This is a genomic window from Micromonospora sp. KC213 (assembly GCF_004348325.1).
Classification (GTDB): Bacteria; Actinomycetota; Actinomycetes; order Mycobacteriales; family Micromonosporaceae; genus Micromonospora.
On record NZ_SMKF01000145.1, the window covers coordinates 1 to 15,767 of the forward strand.

Consider the following 15,767-nt stretch of genomic DNA (forward strand, 5'->3'; position numbering starts at 1 on the left):
CATCCGCTCCCGCCCCGCCCCGGGCCGCGCGGCCCCGGAGTGCGGATCGTGCGCCTGGCACCGGGGAAGGGGTGCCAGGAACTCGAAAGCGGCTGGAGATCTCGCAGTACGTCGGGCGTCGTCACGCCCTACAGACCGCCGGGCAGCACCCCCTCCTCGATGTCGGCGAAGTCGTCTTCGCTCTCCGCGAGGTAGGCCTCCCAGGCCGCCCTGTCCCAGATCTCCACCCGGGTGCTCGCCCCGATCACCACGAGTTCCCGGTCGAGCCCGGCGTACGACCGCAGGTGCGCCGGGATGGTGACCCGCCCCTGCTTGTCGGGGACCTCGTCGTGTGCGCTGGCGAAGAAGACCCGGCTGTAGGCCCGGGCCGCCTTGTTCGTCACCGGCTGCGCGCGCAACTGGTCCGCGATGCGCTGGAACTCGGGCGTGGGGAAGACGTAGAGGCAGCGATCCTGCCCTTTGGTTACCACGACACCCCCCGCCAACTCGTCCCGGAACTTCGCCGGAAGGATCAACCGGCCTTTGTCGTCCAGACGCGGAGTGTGGGTGCCGAGAAACACGGCCCAACCCCCTCGCCCTTTAGCGGCGTTCGCGGCGCCGCTGACCCCCCGGGCCGGTGGGCCCTCCCGGCCTCACCATCGCGCCCCACTCTACTCCACTTCCCTCCACCCGCAACCAGAATCGCCCGCGTGGCGCGCGGCTGAACGGCGCAAAGTCGCACGTCAGAGGCGGTGGAGCGGAGTGGAGGGCCGGAGCGCCACGCGGCGAGCGTCCGCTTCCCGACAATGATCGACTCCGGCCGGCTGAGCGCCGCCGACCGGACGCCCGGGCGGACCCGACCGAACGGTTCACCGTCGGCGGCGATCTGGCTGGGCGGTGCGGTCCGGTAACCTCGCTGCCGTGACGGACGCGAAGATGCCCCTGCGGGCCAAGGTGGCCACCTCCGTGTCGCGGACCGCCGCGGCGCTGTCGCGGGCCGCCGGTCGCGGCGACGGTTCGGTGATCGGCGGCTGGATCGGCCTGAAGATCGACCCCGACCTCCTGGCCCACCTCTCCGCCGGTCGCGCCATCGCGCTGATCTCCGGCACCAACGGCAAGACCACCACCACCCGGCTCGCCGCCGCCGCGGTCGGGGTGCTCGGCCGCGTCGCCACCAACTCCTTCGGCGCGAACATGCCGACCGGCCACACCTCCGCGCTGGCCAAGGCGGGCAGCACCCCGTACGCGGTGCTGGAGGTCGACGAGCACTACCTCGCCCAGGTGCTGGAGGCCACCGAACCGCACGTGGTGGCGCTGCTGAACCTGTCCCGGGACCAGCTGGACCGGGCCAAGGAGGTGGCCATGATGGCCCAGCTCTGGCGGGCCGCGCTGGTGCGCCACGCCAAGGTCCGGGTGGTGGCCAACGCCGACGACCCGATGGTGGTCTGGGCGGCCACCCCGCCGGCCGACCCGGCCCGCGGGATCAACGCCCCGCACGTCACCTGGTTCAGCGCCGGCCAGCGCTGGCACGACGACTCCTGGGTCTGCCCCGAGTGCGGCTCCACCATCCAACGCTCCGGCCAGCAGTGGTGGTGCACCGGCTGCCCGCTGCGCCGCCCGGAACCGAACTGGACGGTGGAGGACGACGGGGTCCTTGACCCCACCGGCGCCTGGCACAAGATCACTCTCCAGCTCCCCGGCAAGGTCAACATCGGCAACGCCGCCACCGCCCTGGCCGTCGCCGCCGAGTTCGGCGTACGCCCCGTCGACGCCGTCTCCCGGCTCGGCACGGTCACCTCGGTCGCCGGTCGCTACGCCCAGGTCCAGCGGGACGGGCGCAACATCCGGCTGCTGCTGGCGAAGAACCCGGCCAGTTGGCTGGAGGCGTTCGACATGGCCGACGAGGCCCCGACCCTGCTGTCCATCAACGCCCGCGACCCCGACGGCCTGGACACCTCCTGGCTGTTCGACGTCGACTTCGCCCCGCTGCGCGGGCGACAGGTGCTGATCACCGGTGACCGGGCGTACGACCTGGCGGTCCGGCTCGAGGTCAACGGCGTGCCGTTCCAGCACGTCCGCACGTTCGGCGAGGCGGTCCGCGCCGCCCCGCCGGGCCGGCTGGAGGTCATCGCGAACTACACCGCCTTCCAGGACATCCGAGCGGAGTTGGACCGTGTCAACTGAGAGCCTGCGCATCGTCTGGGTCTACCCCGACCTGCTCTCCACCTACGGCGACCGCGGCAACATGCTGATCCTGGCCCGCCGGGCGCAACTGCGCGGCATGCCGGTCGAGGTGCTGGAGGTCCGATCCGACCAGCGGCTGCCCGCCACCGCCGACATCTACCTCATCGGTGGCGGCGAGGACGGCCCGCAGGCGCTCGGCGCGCAGCGGCTGCTCGCCGACGGCGGCCTGCACCGTGCGGTCGCCCAGGGCTCGGTGGTCTTCGGTGTCTGCGCCGGTTACCAACTTCTGGGCACCTCCTTCTTCGCCAAGGGCACCCGGTGCGCCGGTCTGGAACTGCTGGACCTCTCCTCCGACCGGGGTCCCACCCGGGCCGTGGGTGAGCTGGCCGGCGACATCGACCCTCGGCTCGGCATCCCGGCGCTGTCCGGCTTCGAGAACCACGGCGGGCGCACCCACCTCGGCCCGAGCGTCTCCCCGCTGGCCCGGGTGACCGCCGGGGTCGGCAACGACGGCGCCACCGAGGGGGCGTGGCGGGGCAAGCTGCTCGGCACCTACTCGCACGGGCCGGCGCTGGCCCGCAACCCGGCCCTGGCCGACCTGCTGCTGCGCTGGGCCACCGGCGCCCACCAGCTTCCGCCGCTGGACGACACCTGGGCCGAGCGGCTCCGCTCCGAGCGCCGCGCCGCGGTGGCCGCCGCCCGGGCATGATCCCCCGCGTCCGGCGGCTACTGCGCGAGCCGTCGGCGGTCCGATTCGCGCTGTTGCTGCTCCTGCTCGCCACGTGCGGGGCGGTGTTGCTCGTCGTCGACCTGCCCGAGGCCGGGGAGTTGCCCCGGCTGGCCGACCCGCTGGGCGGCCTCGCCCCCGTGGCGGCGGTCGTCGGCGGGGCGCTGTTGCTGGTGGCGCTCGTCCCCCGGACGTTCATCACGCTCGCGCTGGGGGCGATCTTCGGCGCGCTGGAGGGCGCCGCGTACGCGCTGGGCGCCGCACTGCTGGCCGCGGCGCTGGGCTTCACCGTCGGCCGCGTCCTGGGGCGCGAGTTCGTCGCCGGGCGGGTACGGGGCCGGTTGGCCCGCCTCGACGGCTGGTTCGCCCGGCAGAACGTGCTCGGCGTGATCACCGTACGGCTGCTGCCCATCTCCGGGTACGGCCTGACCAGCTACGGCTATGGCACCACCGGCGCCCGGATGCTGCCGTTCCTCGTCGGCAGCGCGATCGCCTCCACCCCCACCGCCTTCGGCTACGCGGCGCTCGGCGCGGCGATCGGCTCACCGGGCGACGTCAACTGGTACGCCGCCGCCCCCGCGAGCCTCGGCCTGATCGCCAGCGCGGTGCTGGTCCACGGCTGGTGGCGGGCGGAACGGCAGCGCCGGCACCGCCCGACCTGACACCGCCGGCCCGGCCCTACGCCCTGGCGGCGGCGCGGGCGAACCGGGTCGGCCCGCCCGCGCCATGGCGCCGACTACGGGCAGTTGACGATGGTGTCGAAGGTGTCCGCGGTGCAGCTGTCGAAACTCGTCCCCCCGTCGAGGGAGTCGTTGCCCCGCACGCCGTCGACTCCCTCCAGGGTGTCGTTGCCGGCGCCGCCCTCGAGAGTGTCGTTGCCGGCGCCCCCGTTGACGGTGTCGTTGCCGTTCTCGCCGCGCAGGGTGTCGTTGCCGGCGCTACCGAGCAGGGTGTCATTGCCCGACCCGCCGGAGATGGTGTCGTTGCCGTCGAGGCCGTCGATGGTGTCGTTGCCCGGACCACCGATGATCGTGTCGTTGCCCGGGGTCGCCGCGATCGCGCCGGACAGGCCGGCGCTGCCAGCGTCGGCGGAGTCCCCGATGATCCGGTCGGCGTGCGGCCCTCCCTCGATCACGTCGCCGCCGCTGCCACCGTCCAACGTACCGGCGATCTCGACGTTCGGGGCCAGCGTGATGGTGTCATCGCGGTCGCCGCTGTCGACCCGGACGTTGGACACCGGCAGCGGACACCGCACGGCACCGTTCGGAGCGGCCTCGCACGGTGTCACCGCCACCACCCGGTCTCCGCCGTCGGCGACCACGAGGCTCTGTCCCTGCCGACGGACCTGAATCTCGTTCACCACCCCCGGCCTGGCCTCGATCAGCAGGGTGTCGCCGACCTTCTGCACGACGGTGCTGTCGACGGCGGCGACCGTCGTACCGTCGGCCGGCGCGCTCAGTTGGCGGGACGACGATCCGGCGGTCACCGGCCCGGCACCGGCGAGGCTCTGGGCGATGGCGAGCGCACCCACGGCGGCCAGTACGAACAGTCGTCTGCTTCTGTTCATGACGTAGCTCCCTCTTCTCGTGTCGTGGCTGGCCCGCTGCGCCTTGCACGACAGCGGGACCGGACGTTGTGTGCGGGTCAGGGGCACTCCACGACCGGGTCATCCGCGTCGGCGAGGCAGGTGTCGACGCCGGCGTCGCCGGAGAGCTGGTCGTTGCCGGCCACCCCGTCGACGCCGGTGACGAAGTCGTTGCCCGTACCACCGAGAAGCAGGTCGTTGCCGGAGCCGCCGTCGATCCGGTCCCGCCCGGTGCCGCCGTCGATCAGGTCGTTGCCGGCCCCACCGGAGGCCCGGTCGCTGCCGTTGCCGCCCTCGACCACGTCGTTGCCGTCCCCACCGGCCAGGCGGTCGTTACCGTCCTGACCGCCGATGCTGTCGTTGCCGCCACCGCCGTCGATCTCGTCGTCGCCGGGGCCGCCGTTGAGGGTGTCGTTGCCGGCCGCGCCGATCAGGGTGTCGTCGCCCTCCTCCCCCTCGACGCTGTCATTGGCGTTACCGGTCACCAGGATGTCGTTGCCGGAGCCACCGAAGACGGTCACGCCGACCGCGGGGACGCTCAACACGTCGATGGTCACCCGGTCGTCGAGGTTGCCGGCGTTGATCACGATCTCGGTGACGCCGCCGGCCGGGCAGCGCGCCTCCGCACCGGCCTGAAGGCAGCCGCCGCTGGCCGCCACCCCCTCCACGGCGTCGGTGACGACGTAGTGCGACCCGACGAGCCGGACGGTGACGTCGTTGATCCGGTTGACCCCGGCGGTCACGGTGACGACGGTGCCCGTCCGGTTCACCAGTGTGGTGCCGACGGTGGCGACGCCGCCCGCCGCCGGAGTCCCGGCGGCCCAGGCGGGCGCGCCGGCGAGCGCCAGCACCCCGCAGAGAGTGGCAGGTATGGCGGCATGCCGGATGACACCTCTCACGATTCCTCCCCAGGCAAGGACCTTCATTCGCCGACATCAATGTCGACAAGTCGCCACCATCGTCGTCGGCGCGCCGCCCGCGGGCAAGGAATTCGAGAGAGTGAAATTATTAAATTTGGCGTGACAGTTCCACTCAGGTGACGACGGAGACCATCCGACCCTTGACCACGATGACCTTGCGGGGCTCCTTGCCGGCCAGCGCACCGGCGACCGCCTCCAGCGCCGCCGCCCGCACCTCGGCCTCGGCGGCGTCGGCGGGAACCTCGACCCGGCCGCGCACCTTGCCGTTGATCTGCACCGGGTAGGTGACCGTCTCGGCGACCAGCAGGGCCGGGTCGGCGGTCGGGAAGTCCGCGTACGTCAGCGAGGTGTCGTGGCCCAGCCGCCGCCACAGTTCCTCGGCGACGTGCGGGGCGAACGGCGCCAGCATCAGCACCAGCGGCTCGGCCACCTCGCGCGGGGTCTGCGGCAGTCGGGTCACCGCGTTGGTCAGCTCGATCAGCTTGGCGATCGCCGTGTTGAACCGGATCCCCTCCATGTCGCCGCGGACCCCGTCGACCACCCTGTGCAGCAGCCGGCGGGTCGCCTCGTCGGCGGGCGCGTCGACCACCCGCGGCGCGCCGGTCTGCTCGTCGACGACCGCCCGCCAGACCCGTTGCAGGAACCGGTACGACCCGACCACCGCCCGGGTGTCCCAGGGGCGGGAGACCTCCAGCGGACCCATCGACATCTCGTAGACCCGGAAGGTGTCGGCGCCGTACGTCGCGCACATCTCGTCGGGGGTGACGACGTTCTTCAGCGACTTGCCCATCTTGCCGTACTCGCGGCTGACCGCCGTGTCGCCCAGGTAGAAGCCGCCGTCACGTTCGACGACCTCCTCGGCGGGCACGTACGCGCCCCGGGCGTCGGTGTAGGCGTACGCCTGGATGTAGCCCTGGTTGAACAGCTTGCGGAACGGCTCGAACGACGAGACGTGGCCCAGGTCGTACAGGACCTTGTGCCAGAAGCGGGCGTACAGCAGGTGCAGCACGGCGTGCTCGGCGCCACCGACGTACAGGTCGGTGCCCCCGCAGTCGCCCGCGTCCCGCGGGCCCATCCAGTACCGCTCGTTCTCCGCGTCGACGAACCGCTCGGAGTTGGTCGGGTCCAGGTAGCGCAGCTCGTACCAGCAGGAGCCGGCCCACTGCGGCATCACGTTGGTCTCCCGGGTGTACCGCTTCGGGCCGTCCCCCAGGTCCAGCTCCACCTCGACCCAGTCGCGGCGACGCGACAGCGGGGTCTCCGGGTCGCTGCCGGCGTCGTCGGGATCGAACGTCTTGGGCGAGAAGTCGTCGACCTCGGGCAGCTCGACCGGCAACATCGACTCGGGCAGCGCGATGGCGCTGCCGGTCTCGTCGTACACGATCGGGAACGGCTCGCCCCAGTAGCGCTGCCGGGAGAACAGCCAGTCGCGCAGCCGGTAGGTGACCGCGCCCTCGCCGTGGCCGTTGGCCTCCAACCACGCGATGATCCGGGCCTTGGCGTCGTCGACTCCCAGGCCGTTCAGGTCCAGGCCGCGCTCCGGCGCGGCGCTGTTGATCGCCGGGCCGTCCCCGGTGTACGCCTTGCCGTCGAAGCCGTCGGCCGGCTGCACGGTCCGGATGATCGGCAGGTCGAAGACCTCGGCGAAAGCCCAGTCCCGCTCGTCCTGCGCGGGCACCGCCATGATCGCCCCGGTGCCGTAGCCGGCCAGCACGTAGTCGGCGACGAAGATCGGGATCTGCCCGCCGGTGACCGGGTTGGTGGCGTACGCGCCGACGAAGACGCCGGTCTTCTCCTTGGTCTCCGCCTGTCGCTCGACGTCGGTCTTGGCCGCCGCCGCCTTCCGGTACGCCTCGACGGCGGCCCGCGGGCTGGCGTGCCCCCCGGTCCAGGCGTCCCTGGTCCCCTCCGGCCAGGTCGCCGGAACCAGGGCGTCGACCAGTTCGTGCTCGGGAGCCAGCACCATGTAGGTCGCCCCGAAGATGGTGTCCGGCCGGGTCGTGAACACCCGGATCGGCGCCACGGCCGTGGCGAAGTCGATGTGCGCGCCGGTGGACCGGCCGATCCAGTTGCGCTGCATCAGCTTGATCGGCTCGGGCCAGTCCAGCGAGTCCAGGTCGTCCAGCAGCCGGTCGCCGTACGCGGTGATCCGCATCATCCACTGCTTCAGGTTGCGCTTGAAGACCGGGAAGTTGCCCCGCTCGGAGCGGCCGTCGGCGGTGACCTCCTCGTTGGCCAGCACGGTGCCCAGCCCCGGGCACCAGTTGACCGGTGCCTGCGAGACGTACGCCAGCCGGTGGTCGTCGACGATCGCCCGCCGCCGCGCCGCCGTCAGCTCGGCCCACGGGCGACCGTCCGGAGTGGGCCGGGTGCCGGCCTCGAACTCGGCGACCAACTCGGCGACCGGGCGGGCCTTCTTCGCCTCGGGGTCGTACCAGGAGTTGAACACCTGCAGGAAGATCCACTGGGTCCAGCGGTAGAAGTCGGTGTCGATGGTGGCCACCGAGCGGCGCTCGTCGTGGGCCAGGCCCAGCCGGCGCAGCTGCGCCTTGTACCGCTCGATGTTCTGCTCGGTGGTGGTCCTGGGGTGGGTGCCGGTCTGCACCGCGTACTGCTCGGCGGGCAGCCCGAACGCGTCGAAGCCCATCGCGTGCAGCACATTGCGCCCGGCCATCCGCTGGTAGCGGGCGAAGCAGTCGGTGCCGATGTAGCCCAGCGGATGGCCGACGTGCAGGCCGGCTCCCGAGGGGTAGGGGAACATGTCCAGCACGTACAGCTTCTCCGCGCCGGCCCGCGGATGGTTGGGGTCGGCCAGCGGACCGGTCGGGTTCGGGGCGTGGAAGGTGCCCTCGCGCGCCCAGACGTCCTGCCACCGGCGCTCGATCTCGTCGGCCAGGGCGGCCGTGTACCGGAACGGTGGCACGTCACTGGCCGGTGCGGCTGCCTCACTCATGGCGTCTCTCCTCGAACCGCTGTTGGTCGTACCGCGGGATGCGGGTCGGTCTCGTCCGGTAGGCACAAAAAAGCCCCTCGCGCAGGAGGGGCGGCCGTGCTGTCGCGGTCAGCGCGTCAGCACGGCTCGGTAAGAAGCAGACCGGCCACGGACATGCCCGCAGTCTACCGCCGGCCGCGACGGGACGGGAACCGCCTTACCCGCCGGCCGGGGCGGCACCGCCGGCACGATCGGGCCACCCCACGGCGGCCGGTTACCGAGGGTGATCGGCGACGCCGTGTCCGTCATGCCCGTCCGGCCCCGGCCAGCGCCGCGGGTACCCGCTGAGCAGGGCTCCTGCATCCCTCGACCGGCGAATATTCCGGGCGTAACCGGCGGACCGCCTGCGGGTGTCGGCGAAGACGAGAAACATGGTTAGCCTGAGAGGCCAATGAGATTTCTGCGGCAGACGTGGCTCGGCGTCGCGAACCCAACGGCGGGTCCAGGTGCTCTCATACAGAGCTGCCGTTTCCGGCGACGAGGAGGAGGCCCGTGACACAACAGACCTGGGACGAGGTGGGCGGCCTGCTGCCGCACGACGAGTTCCGCGCCGCCAGCGACGCCATCGTGGCCAACATCGAACAGGTCATCGAAGGCAAGACCGCGACCGTGCGCCTCGCCCTGGCCGTCCTGCTCGCCGAGGGTCACCTTCTGATCGAGGACGTCCCCGGCGTCGGCAAGACCAAGCTGGCCAAGGCGTTGGCCCGCTCGATCGACTGCTCGGTACGCCGGATCCAGTTCACCCCCGACCTGCTGCCCAGCGACGTCACCGGCGTGAGCGTCTACAACCAGGAGACGCACGACTTCGAGTTCCGGCCGGGCGCGGTCTTCGCCAACCTGGTGGTCGGTGACGAGATCAACCGGGCCTCCCCCAAGACGCAGTCGGCGCTGCTGGAGTGCATGGAGGAACGCCAGGTCACCGTCGACGGGGTGACCTACCAGCTGCAGACCCCGTTCATGGTGATCGCCACGCAGAACCCGATCGAGATGGAGGGCACCTACCCCCTCCCGGAGGCGCAGCGCGACCGGTTCACCGCCCGGATCGCGATGGGCTACCCCGGCCCGCAGGCCGAGCTGGCCATGCTGGACGGCCACGGCGCCGCCGACCCGCTGCAGGAGCTGCGGCCGGTCGCCGACGCCGAGACGGTCCGCCGGCTGATCGCCACCGTGCGCCAGGTGCACGCCGCCGACGCCGTCAAGCAGTACGCCGTCGACCTGGTCACCGCCACCCGCGAGTCGCCGGAACTGCGGCTGGGCGCCTCCCCCCGGTCCACCCTCCAGCTGCTGCGCACCGCCCGTGCGGTGGCCGCCCTGGAAGGACGCGACTACGTGCTCCCCGACGACCTGCAGGCGCTCGCGGTGCCGGTGCTGGCGCACCGCCTCATCCCGACCGCGGACGCGCAGCTCGCCCGGCGCACCACCGACGCGATCATCGCGGAGCTGGTGCACCGGTTGCCACTGCCGCCGGACCGCCAACGCACCCCGTACGACACGCCCCGGCCCGCCACCGGCAACGCCCGCCCGCCGTTCGAGCCGCGGAGGCCGTGACGTGCGTGACGGGCTGCGAGGTCTGACCACCCGCGGCCGCTCGTTCCTGGCGGCCGCGGTCGCGGCGGCGGTCTCCGCCGGCATTCTCGGCGAGAAGGACCTGCTGCGGGTGGCCGTACTGCTCGCGACCCTCCCGCTGCTCGCCGCGCTCTACGTGGGGCGCAGCCGCTACAAGCTCGCCTGCAGCCGGGCGTTGGAACCGCACCGGGTGCCGGTCGGAGCCCACTCCCGGGTGGTGCTGCGGTTGCAGAACATGTCCCGCCTGCCCACCGGCACCCTGCTGCTGGAGGACCGGCTGCCGTACGCGCTGGGCAGCCGGCCCCGGGTGGTGCTGGAGCGCCTCGGCGCGCACCAGGCCAGCTCGGTGGCGTACACGGTGCGCGCCGACGTGCGCGGCCGGTACCAGGTCGGCCCGCTGGTGGTCCGGATGACCGATCCGTTCGGGCTGTGCGAGCTGACCCGTGCCTTCCCGGGCACCGACCACCTGACGGTGATCCCGCAGGTCACTCCGCTGCCGGCGATCCGCCTGCCCGGCGAGTACGCCGGCAGCGGCGACAGCCGGGCCCGGTCCGTGGCGGTACACGGCGAGGACGACGCGGCGACCCGGGAGTACCGCCGGGGCGACGACCTGCGTCGGGTGCACTGGAAGTCGACCGCCCGCACCGGTGAGCTGATGGTGCGACGCGAGGAGCAGCCCTGGGAGAGCCGCGCCACCGTGGTGCTGGACACCCGGGCGTACGGCCACCGCGGCGACGGTCCCACCGCCAGCTTCGAGTGGGCGGTCTCGGCCGCCGCGAGCATCGCCGTGCACCTGCGGCAGTCCGGCTACAAGCTGCGGTTGGTCACCGGCTCCGGTGCGGACGTGGACGCCACCGAGGTGGCCGGCGACGGCGTGCTCCTCGACCATCTCGCCGATGTCCGGCTCGACCAGCGCGTCGACGTCGCGACGCTGGTGCAGCGGGTCCGCCAGCGCGCCGACGGCGGCCTGATCATCGCGCTGCTCGGCACGCTGAACACCACCGAGGCCGAACTGCTGGCCGGGTTACGCGGCAACGGCGCGACCTGTGTGGGTTTCCTGCTGGACAGCAACAGTTGGTTGAACCTGCCGGAGCAGGCACGCGCCGAGTCCGCGCAGGCCCACGGCGCCGCCGCGCTGGCCCTGCTCCAGGGCGGCTGGCGGGTGATCGGGGTGGACCACGGCAGCCGGTTGCCGGCGCTGTGGCCGCAGGCGGCCCGTGGCTCGCAGGGGTTCGCCCTGCGCGCCGCCATGGCCGAGACGGTCGCCGGCGTGGTCCGGTGACGGGGAGGGTGACATCGTGATCGCGTCCCGGAACCTCGGCTTCGTGGCCGCCGCGGCGACCCTGCTCGCCGCGGCGCCCCTATCGTCGATCTTCCAACGGTGGACCTGGCTGATCCAGGCCGCCATCGCGGTGGCCGTGGTGGCGGCCGTGGCCGCGCTGATCCGGGCGCTGCGGGCCCCGCTGTGGGCGCAGGTGGTGGGCATGCTGGCCGGCCTGCTGCTCGCGCTGACCTGGTTGTTCCCCGCCGGCGACGAACTGGTCGGGATCCTGCCCACCCCGGACACGCTGGCCCACTTCGGTGAGCTGCTGCAGGGCTCGACGCAGGACATGCGGTCGTACGGGGTGAAGGTGCCGGACACCACCCCGCTGTTGTTCATCACCGTGCTCGGGGTGGGCGGGGTGGCCGTCCTGGTCGATGTGCTGGCGGTGGGGCTGCGTCGTCCCGCGCTCGCCGGGCTGCCCATGCTGGCGATCTACTCGGTGCCGGTGGCGGTCTACGTGGACAGCGTGCCGGCGTTGCCGTTCGTCGTCGGAGCCTGCGGCTACCTGTGGCTGCTGGTCACCGACAACGTCGAGCGGGTACGCCGGTTCGGCCGCCGGTTCACCGGTGAGGGCCGCGACGTCGACGTCTGGGAGGCGTCTCCGCTGGCCGCGGCCGGTCGCCGGCTGGCGGTGGTGGGTGTGGCGCTCGCCGTGGCGCTGCCGCTGGCGGTGCCGGGGATGACCGGGGGGCTGCTCAACCAGTTCACCTCGGCCGGCGACGGCACCGGCACCGGGCGGTTCGGGCAGGGCGGCAGCCCCGGCCGGATCGATCTGTTCGCCGCGCTCAGTGGCCAGCTCAACCAGTCCGAAGTGGCCGAGATGGTCAAGGTGACCACCACCGAGCCCAGCCCTTTCTACCTGCGCTTCGGCGTCGCCGACGAGCTGCGCTCGGACGGCTTCCGGGTGCGCCCGCCGACCGGGACGCGGGTCGACCGGGACCTGCCGGGCATCGACCGGCGGGGCGCGGACCAACAGCGGTACCGGGCGACGGTGGAGGTCAGCCGTAACCTCGAGATGCCGCTGGTGCCGGTCTACTCCGACCCGGTCGGGGTACAGGGGCTCAACGGCAACTGGCTCTACGACCGCAATCTCGGTGTGGTGTTCTCCAACCGGGACAACTCCCGGGGCAAGCGCTACACCGTCGAGTACGTCCGGTCGACCTTCACTCCAGCGGCGCTGCGCCGTGCCCCCTCGCTGCCGGCCGAGCACCCGATCGCCGTGCAGCAGACCCGCCGGCCGTCGGTGCAGCAGGTGGACGCGCTGGTCGCCGAGCTCATCGAGGGCAAGCGCACCGACTACGACAAGGTCCGGGCGATCTACGACCACTTCTCCCGGGAGAACGGCTTCAGCTACTCGCTGAGCACCAGGGGCGGCACCAGCGGCCAGGAGATCGTCGACTTCCTCGACAACAAGGTCGGCTTCTGTCAGCAGTACGCGGCCGCGATGGCCTGGCTGGTCCGCGCGGCCGGCATTCCGGCCCGGGTCGCGTTCGGCTTCACCAACGGCACCAGCACCGGTACCGGCAGTTTCGTGCTGACCAACCGCAACCTGCACGCCTGGACGGAGGTCTACTTCGACGGGATGGGGTGGGTGCCGTTCGACCCCACCCCCGCGTACGCGGTGCAGGGCGCCACCCGTTCGGCCTGGGCCCCGGACAGCGACGCGCCGGACCCGGAGCCGTCGGGCAGTTCCGCGCCGGGGGTCACCCCGGAGGGGCCGGACACCACCGCCGGCCCGCAGCAGCCGGACGCCGCCGACCGGGACGTCGACGAGACCTTCGACCCGGTCACCGGTGCCCCGATCCAGCGTGCGCCCACCTGGCCGTGGTGGACGGCCGGTGGCGTGCTGGCGCTGCTCGCGCTGCTGTGCGTACCGGCGCTGCGCCGGATGGCACTGCGCCGGCGACGCCAGCTGACGGTGACCCCGGCGGTCACCGCGGGCGCGGCCGACGCGGCGGACGCCCCGGCCACCGGCATGCTGGTCCTCGGCGGGGATCGCGACCGCGCCCGGGCCGACGCCCACGCCGCATGGGACGAGCTGGTGGACACCCTGGTCGACTACCAGGTCCGGGTCGACCGGACGGAAACCCCGCGGGCGACCGCGGAACGCCTGGTCCGGGAGGCGCTCGCGGAGGACGCCACCTCCGCCACGGCGGTACGGTTGCTCGGTCGCGCCGAGGAGCGGGCCCGCTACGCCCGTGACCCGCTCACCGGCGAGCCGCTGCGCCCGGCCCTGGCCTCGGTACGCGACACGCTCGCCGCCCGGGCCGACCGACGTACCCGGCTCCTCGCGGTGGTGCTTCCGCCGTCGGTGCTGATGCGGTGGCGTTCGGCCGTGACGGAACACTCCACCCGGTGGGTGACGACGACCGGCCGGCTCCGCCTGCGGCTGGCGCGGTGGAATCCCCGCCGCCTACTGGCCCGCCGCGCCTGACCGCCCCGCTGCCGGCCCGGCCGGCGCGTCCGTTTGCCGCGAATGGCGGTGTCCCTAGTCTAGGGACACCGCCATTCGCCGCAGACTGAGTTGATCAAGCAGCTGAGCTGCCGGAGGTTCGGGCCTGACTCTGGACATGCTGCTACGACGGTGGTGGCCGGAAGCTACCCGGCACCCACCGTCCCGCGACGACGCCGAACCGCCTCAGTGGCGGACGACGGTCAGCGATGTCCCTCCGGGCGCTGCCGCCACCGGTCCTCCATGCGGTCCAGCAGTGACGGCCGGCGGCCGCCACGCCCGCGCGGACGACGACGGCTGGTCGTGCCACCCACCACGTGCAGGTCCGGTGACTGCGCCCGCCGGTGCGACTGCACCGCATAGCCCAACGCGGCCAGCATGACGACGAACCCCGCCACTGCCAGCGGCGGAGTCTTGATCACCGCGCCATAGACCAACAGGGCCAGGCCGACGACGACGACGCCGGCAGCGACGAGCAGGCGACGCCGCGCGTGGAAACGCGGGTCGCTGGCGCGCACGGCCGAGGCGAATTTGGGGTCCTCGGCAAGCGACCGCTCGATCTGCTCGAACAGCCGCTGCTCGTGCTCCGAGAGCGGCACGGCACTCCTCCCCGGTCACGTTGGTCGGCCCGGTCGGGCCGACAGACCGTGGCAGCCAACCGGCTGCTTGCCGTCAAGTCTACGAGGGCCCTCGCGCGTCGGAAAGCGGGACGACCTACGGCCGGCCCGGTTTTTCGCGTCGGTCGCCACCACCCATGCCGAGCAGACTGGCCGGACCTATGACGGACCGCCCGAAACGGGCAGCCGCGGCGTCGGCGGCAGCTTCCGCCTCCCGCCAGCCGCGCTCGGGCGCGCCGAGGGTCAACTGCCGGGGCGTGCCACTCGCCTCCGCCAGCCCTTCGACCCGTACGCCGACCAGCCGGATCCGCTCCCCGGGGTCGAGCGCCGCCCAGAGCGCCCAGGCGGTGTCGAAGACCTCCCGGCTCACATCGGTCGGTACGCCGAGGGTGCGGGACCGGCTCACGGTGCGGAAGTCCGCCAGCCGCACCTTGATCGACACCGTACGGCCGACCTGACCGGCACGACGCAGCCGGACGCCCACCTTCTCGCTGAGCGCCAGCAGCGCCCGGCGGATCTCCCGCGGGTCGCTCACGTCCACGTCGAAGGTCACCTCCGCGCCGATCGACTTCTCCACGTGCTCCGGGCTCACCGGACGCGGGTCCCGCCCCCAGGCCAGCTCGTGCAGGTGGGCCGCGGACGCCTCGCCGACCGCTCGCCGCAACATGCCCAGCGGAGCCTCGGCCAGGTCACCGACGGTGGCCAGGCCCAGTCGGCGCAACGCCTCGGCGGACCGCTCCCCCACCCCCCAGAGCGCGTCGACCGGCAACGGGTGCAGGAACTCCAGCACCCGGTCGGCGGGCACCACCAGCAGGCCGTCCGGTTTGGCGCGGGTCGAGCCGAGCTTGGCCACGAACTTGCTCGGCCCCACCCCGACCGAGCAGGTGAGCTTCTGCTCCTCGGCGACCCGGCGGCGGATCAGCCGGGCGACCTCGACCGGGGAGCCGAACAGCCGCCGGGCGCCGGCCACGTCGAGGAACGCCTCGTCGAGGGAGAGTGGCTCGACCAGCGGGGTGACGTCCCGGAAGATCTGCATGACCGCCTGCGAGGCCGCCGCGTACCGGGTGAGGTCGGGCGGGAGGTAGACCGCGTGCGGGCAGAGCGCCCGGGCCCGGGCGGTGGGCATGGCGCTGCGAACGCCGTACCGCCGGGCCTCGTAGCTGGCGGAGCTGACCACGCCGCGCGGGCCGACCCCGCCGACCACGACGGGCTTGCCGCGCAGATCCGGGCGGCGGCGCACCTCGACCGAGGCGAAGAAGGCATCCATGTCGACGTGCAGCACGGTGCTGCCGGAGTCGTCGGCGCCCGGCCCGAAACGCGGGTCACCACCGCGCGGCAACGACTGGCTCCGGCCCATCCCCGCACGCTAACCCGCCGGTACGACACCTCGCGCGGCGGCTGCGGGTGGGGCGATAGTGGGG

Annotated in this window: 12 protein-coding genes; 6 read left to right on the forward strand and 6 right to left on the reverse strand. The window is 72.8% G+C overall.

Annotated elements, in window-relative coordinates; translation table 11 throughout:
• Window positions 1-128: 128 nt before the first annotated feature.
• Complete coding sequence (mraZ, locus tag E1166_RS23545; RefSeq protein ID WP_132260608.1) at window positions 129-560, reverse strand: division/cell wall cluster transcriptional repressor MraZ; 432 nt, start codon at window positions 558-560, stop codon at window positions 129-131.
• A 355-nt stretch (window positions 561-915) separates the two neighbouring features.
• On the opposite strand from mraZ, the gene E1166_RS23550 reads away from it, so the two are divergent.
• The 3 genes from E1166_RS23550 to E1166_RS23560 are packed head-to-tail and all read left to right on the forward strand — an operon-like array spanning window position 916 to window position 3,552.
• Window positions 916-2,163, forward strand: a complete 1,248-nt coding sequence (locus tag E1166_RS23550) for a MurT ligase domain-containing protein (RefSeq protein WP_132260678.1) — start codon at window positions 916-918, stop codon at window positions 2,161-2,163.
• A complete protein-coding gene (locus tag E1166_RS23555) occupies window positions 2,153-2,872 on the forward strand; it encodes a glutamine amidotransferase (protein ID WP_132260607.1) in 720 nt (239 codons plus the stop codon). The genes E1166_RS23550 and E1166_RS23555 overlap by 11 nt, the downstream gene beginning before the upstream one ends.
• Window positions 2,869-3,552, forward strand: a complete 684-nt coding sequence (locus E1166_RS23560) for a VTT domain-containing protein (RefSeq protein WP_132342094.1) — start codon at window positions 2,869-2,871, stop codon at window positions 3,550-3,552. Before E1166_RS23555 ends, E1166_RS23560 begins: the two co-directional genes overlap by 4 nt.
• Window positions 3,553-3,626: 74 nt before the next feature.
• On the opposite strand, the gene E1166_RS32565 is transcribed toward E1166_RS23560, so the two are convergent.
• From E1166_RS32565 to leuS, 3 genes are all read right to left on the reverse strand, one after another.
• Window positions 3,627-4,457: a calcium-binding protein gene (locus E1166_RS32565; protein WP_165944418.1), complete on the reverse strand. Its 831-nt coding sequence runs from the start codon at window positions 4,455-4,457 to the stop codon at window positions 3,627-3,629.
• A gap of 77 nt (window positions 4,458-4,534) precedes the next feature.
• Window positions 4,535-5,374: a hypothetical protein gene (locus E1166_RS23570; RefSeq protein ID WP_165944419.1), complete on the reverse strand. Its 840-nt coding sequence runs from the start codon at window positions 5,372-5,374 to the stop codon at window positions 4,535-4,537.
• Window positions 5,375-5,507: 133 nt separating this feature from the next.
• On the reverse strand, window positions 5,508-8,348 hold the full coding sequence (leuS, locus tag E1166_RS23575; protein ID WP_132342098.1) for a leucine--tRNA ligase: 2,841 nt from the start codon (window positions 8,346-8,348) through the stop codon (window positions 5,508-5,510).
• A 531-nt stretch (window positions 8,349-8,879) separates the two neighbouring features.
• On the opposite strand from leuS, the gene E1166_RS23580 reads away from it, so the two are divergent.
• Genes E1166_RS23580 through E1166_RS23590 form a run of 3 tightly spaced genes read left to right on the forward strand, consistent with a single transcriptional unit; the run spans window position 8,880 to window position 13,711 of the window.
• On the forward strand, window positions 8,880-9,935 hold the full coding sequence (locus tag E1166_RS23580) for a MoxR family ATPase (RefSeq protein ID WP_132260604.1): 1,056 nt from the start codon (window positions 8,880-8,882) through the stop codon (window positions 9,933-9,935).
• Window position 9,936: 1 nt separating this feature from the next.
• The gene (locus E1166_RS23585; RefSeq protein ID WP_132342100.1) at window positions 9,937-11,235 is read left to right on the forward strand and encodes a DUF58 domain-containing protein; all 1,299 of its coding nucleotides are present in this window, start codon (window positions 9,937-9,939) and stop codon (window positions 11,233-11,235) included.
• A gap of 16 nt (window positions 11,236-11,251) precedes the next feature.
• A complete protein-coding gene (locus E1166_RS23590; protein WP_132342103.1) occupies window positions 11,252-13,711 on the forward strand; it encodes a DUF3488 and transglutaminase-like domain-containing protein in 2,460 nt (819 codons plus the stop codon).
• Window positions 13,712-13,932: 221 nt separating this feature from the next.
• On the opposite strand, the gene E1166_RS23595 is transcribed toward E1166_RS23590, so the two are convergent.
• Both E1166_RS23595 and E1166_RS23600 read right to left on the reverse strand, forming a co-directional pair.
• Window positions 13,933-14,328 (reverse strand): DUF3040 domain-containing protein, encoded by a 396-nt coding sequence (locus E1166_RS23595; protein WP_132260601.1) that lies wholly within the window; start codon window positions 14,326-14,328, stop codon window positions 13,933-13,935.
• Window positions 14,329-14,443: 115 nt separating this feature from the next.
• Window positions 14,444-15,703, reverse strand: coding sequence for a DNA polymerase IV (locus E1166_RS23600; protein WP_132342106.1), 1,260 nt, complete (start codon window positions 15,701-15,703; stop codon window positions 14,444-14,446).
• Window positions 15,704-15,767: the final 64 nt, after the last annotated feature.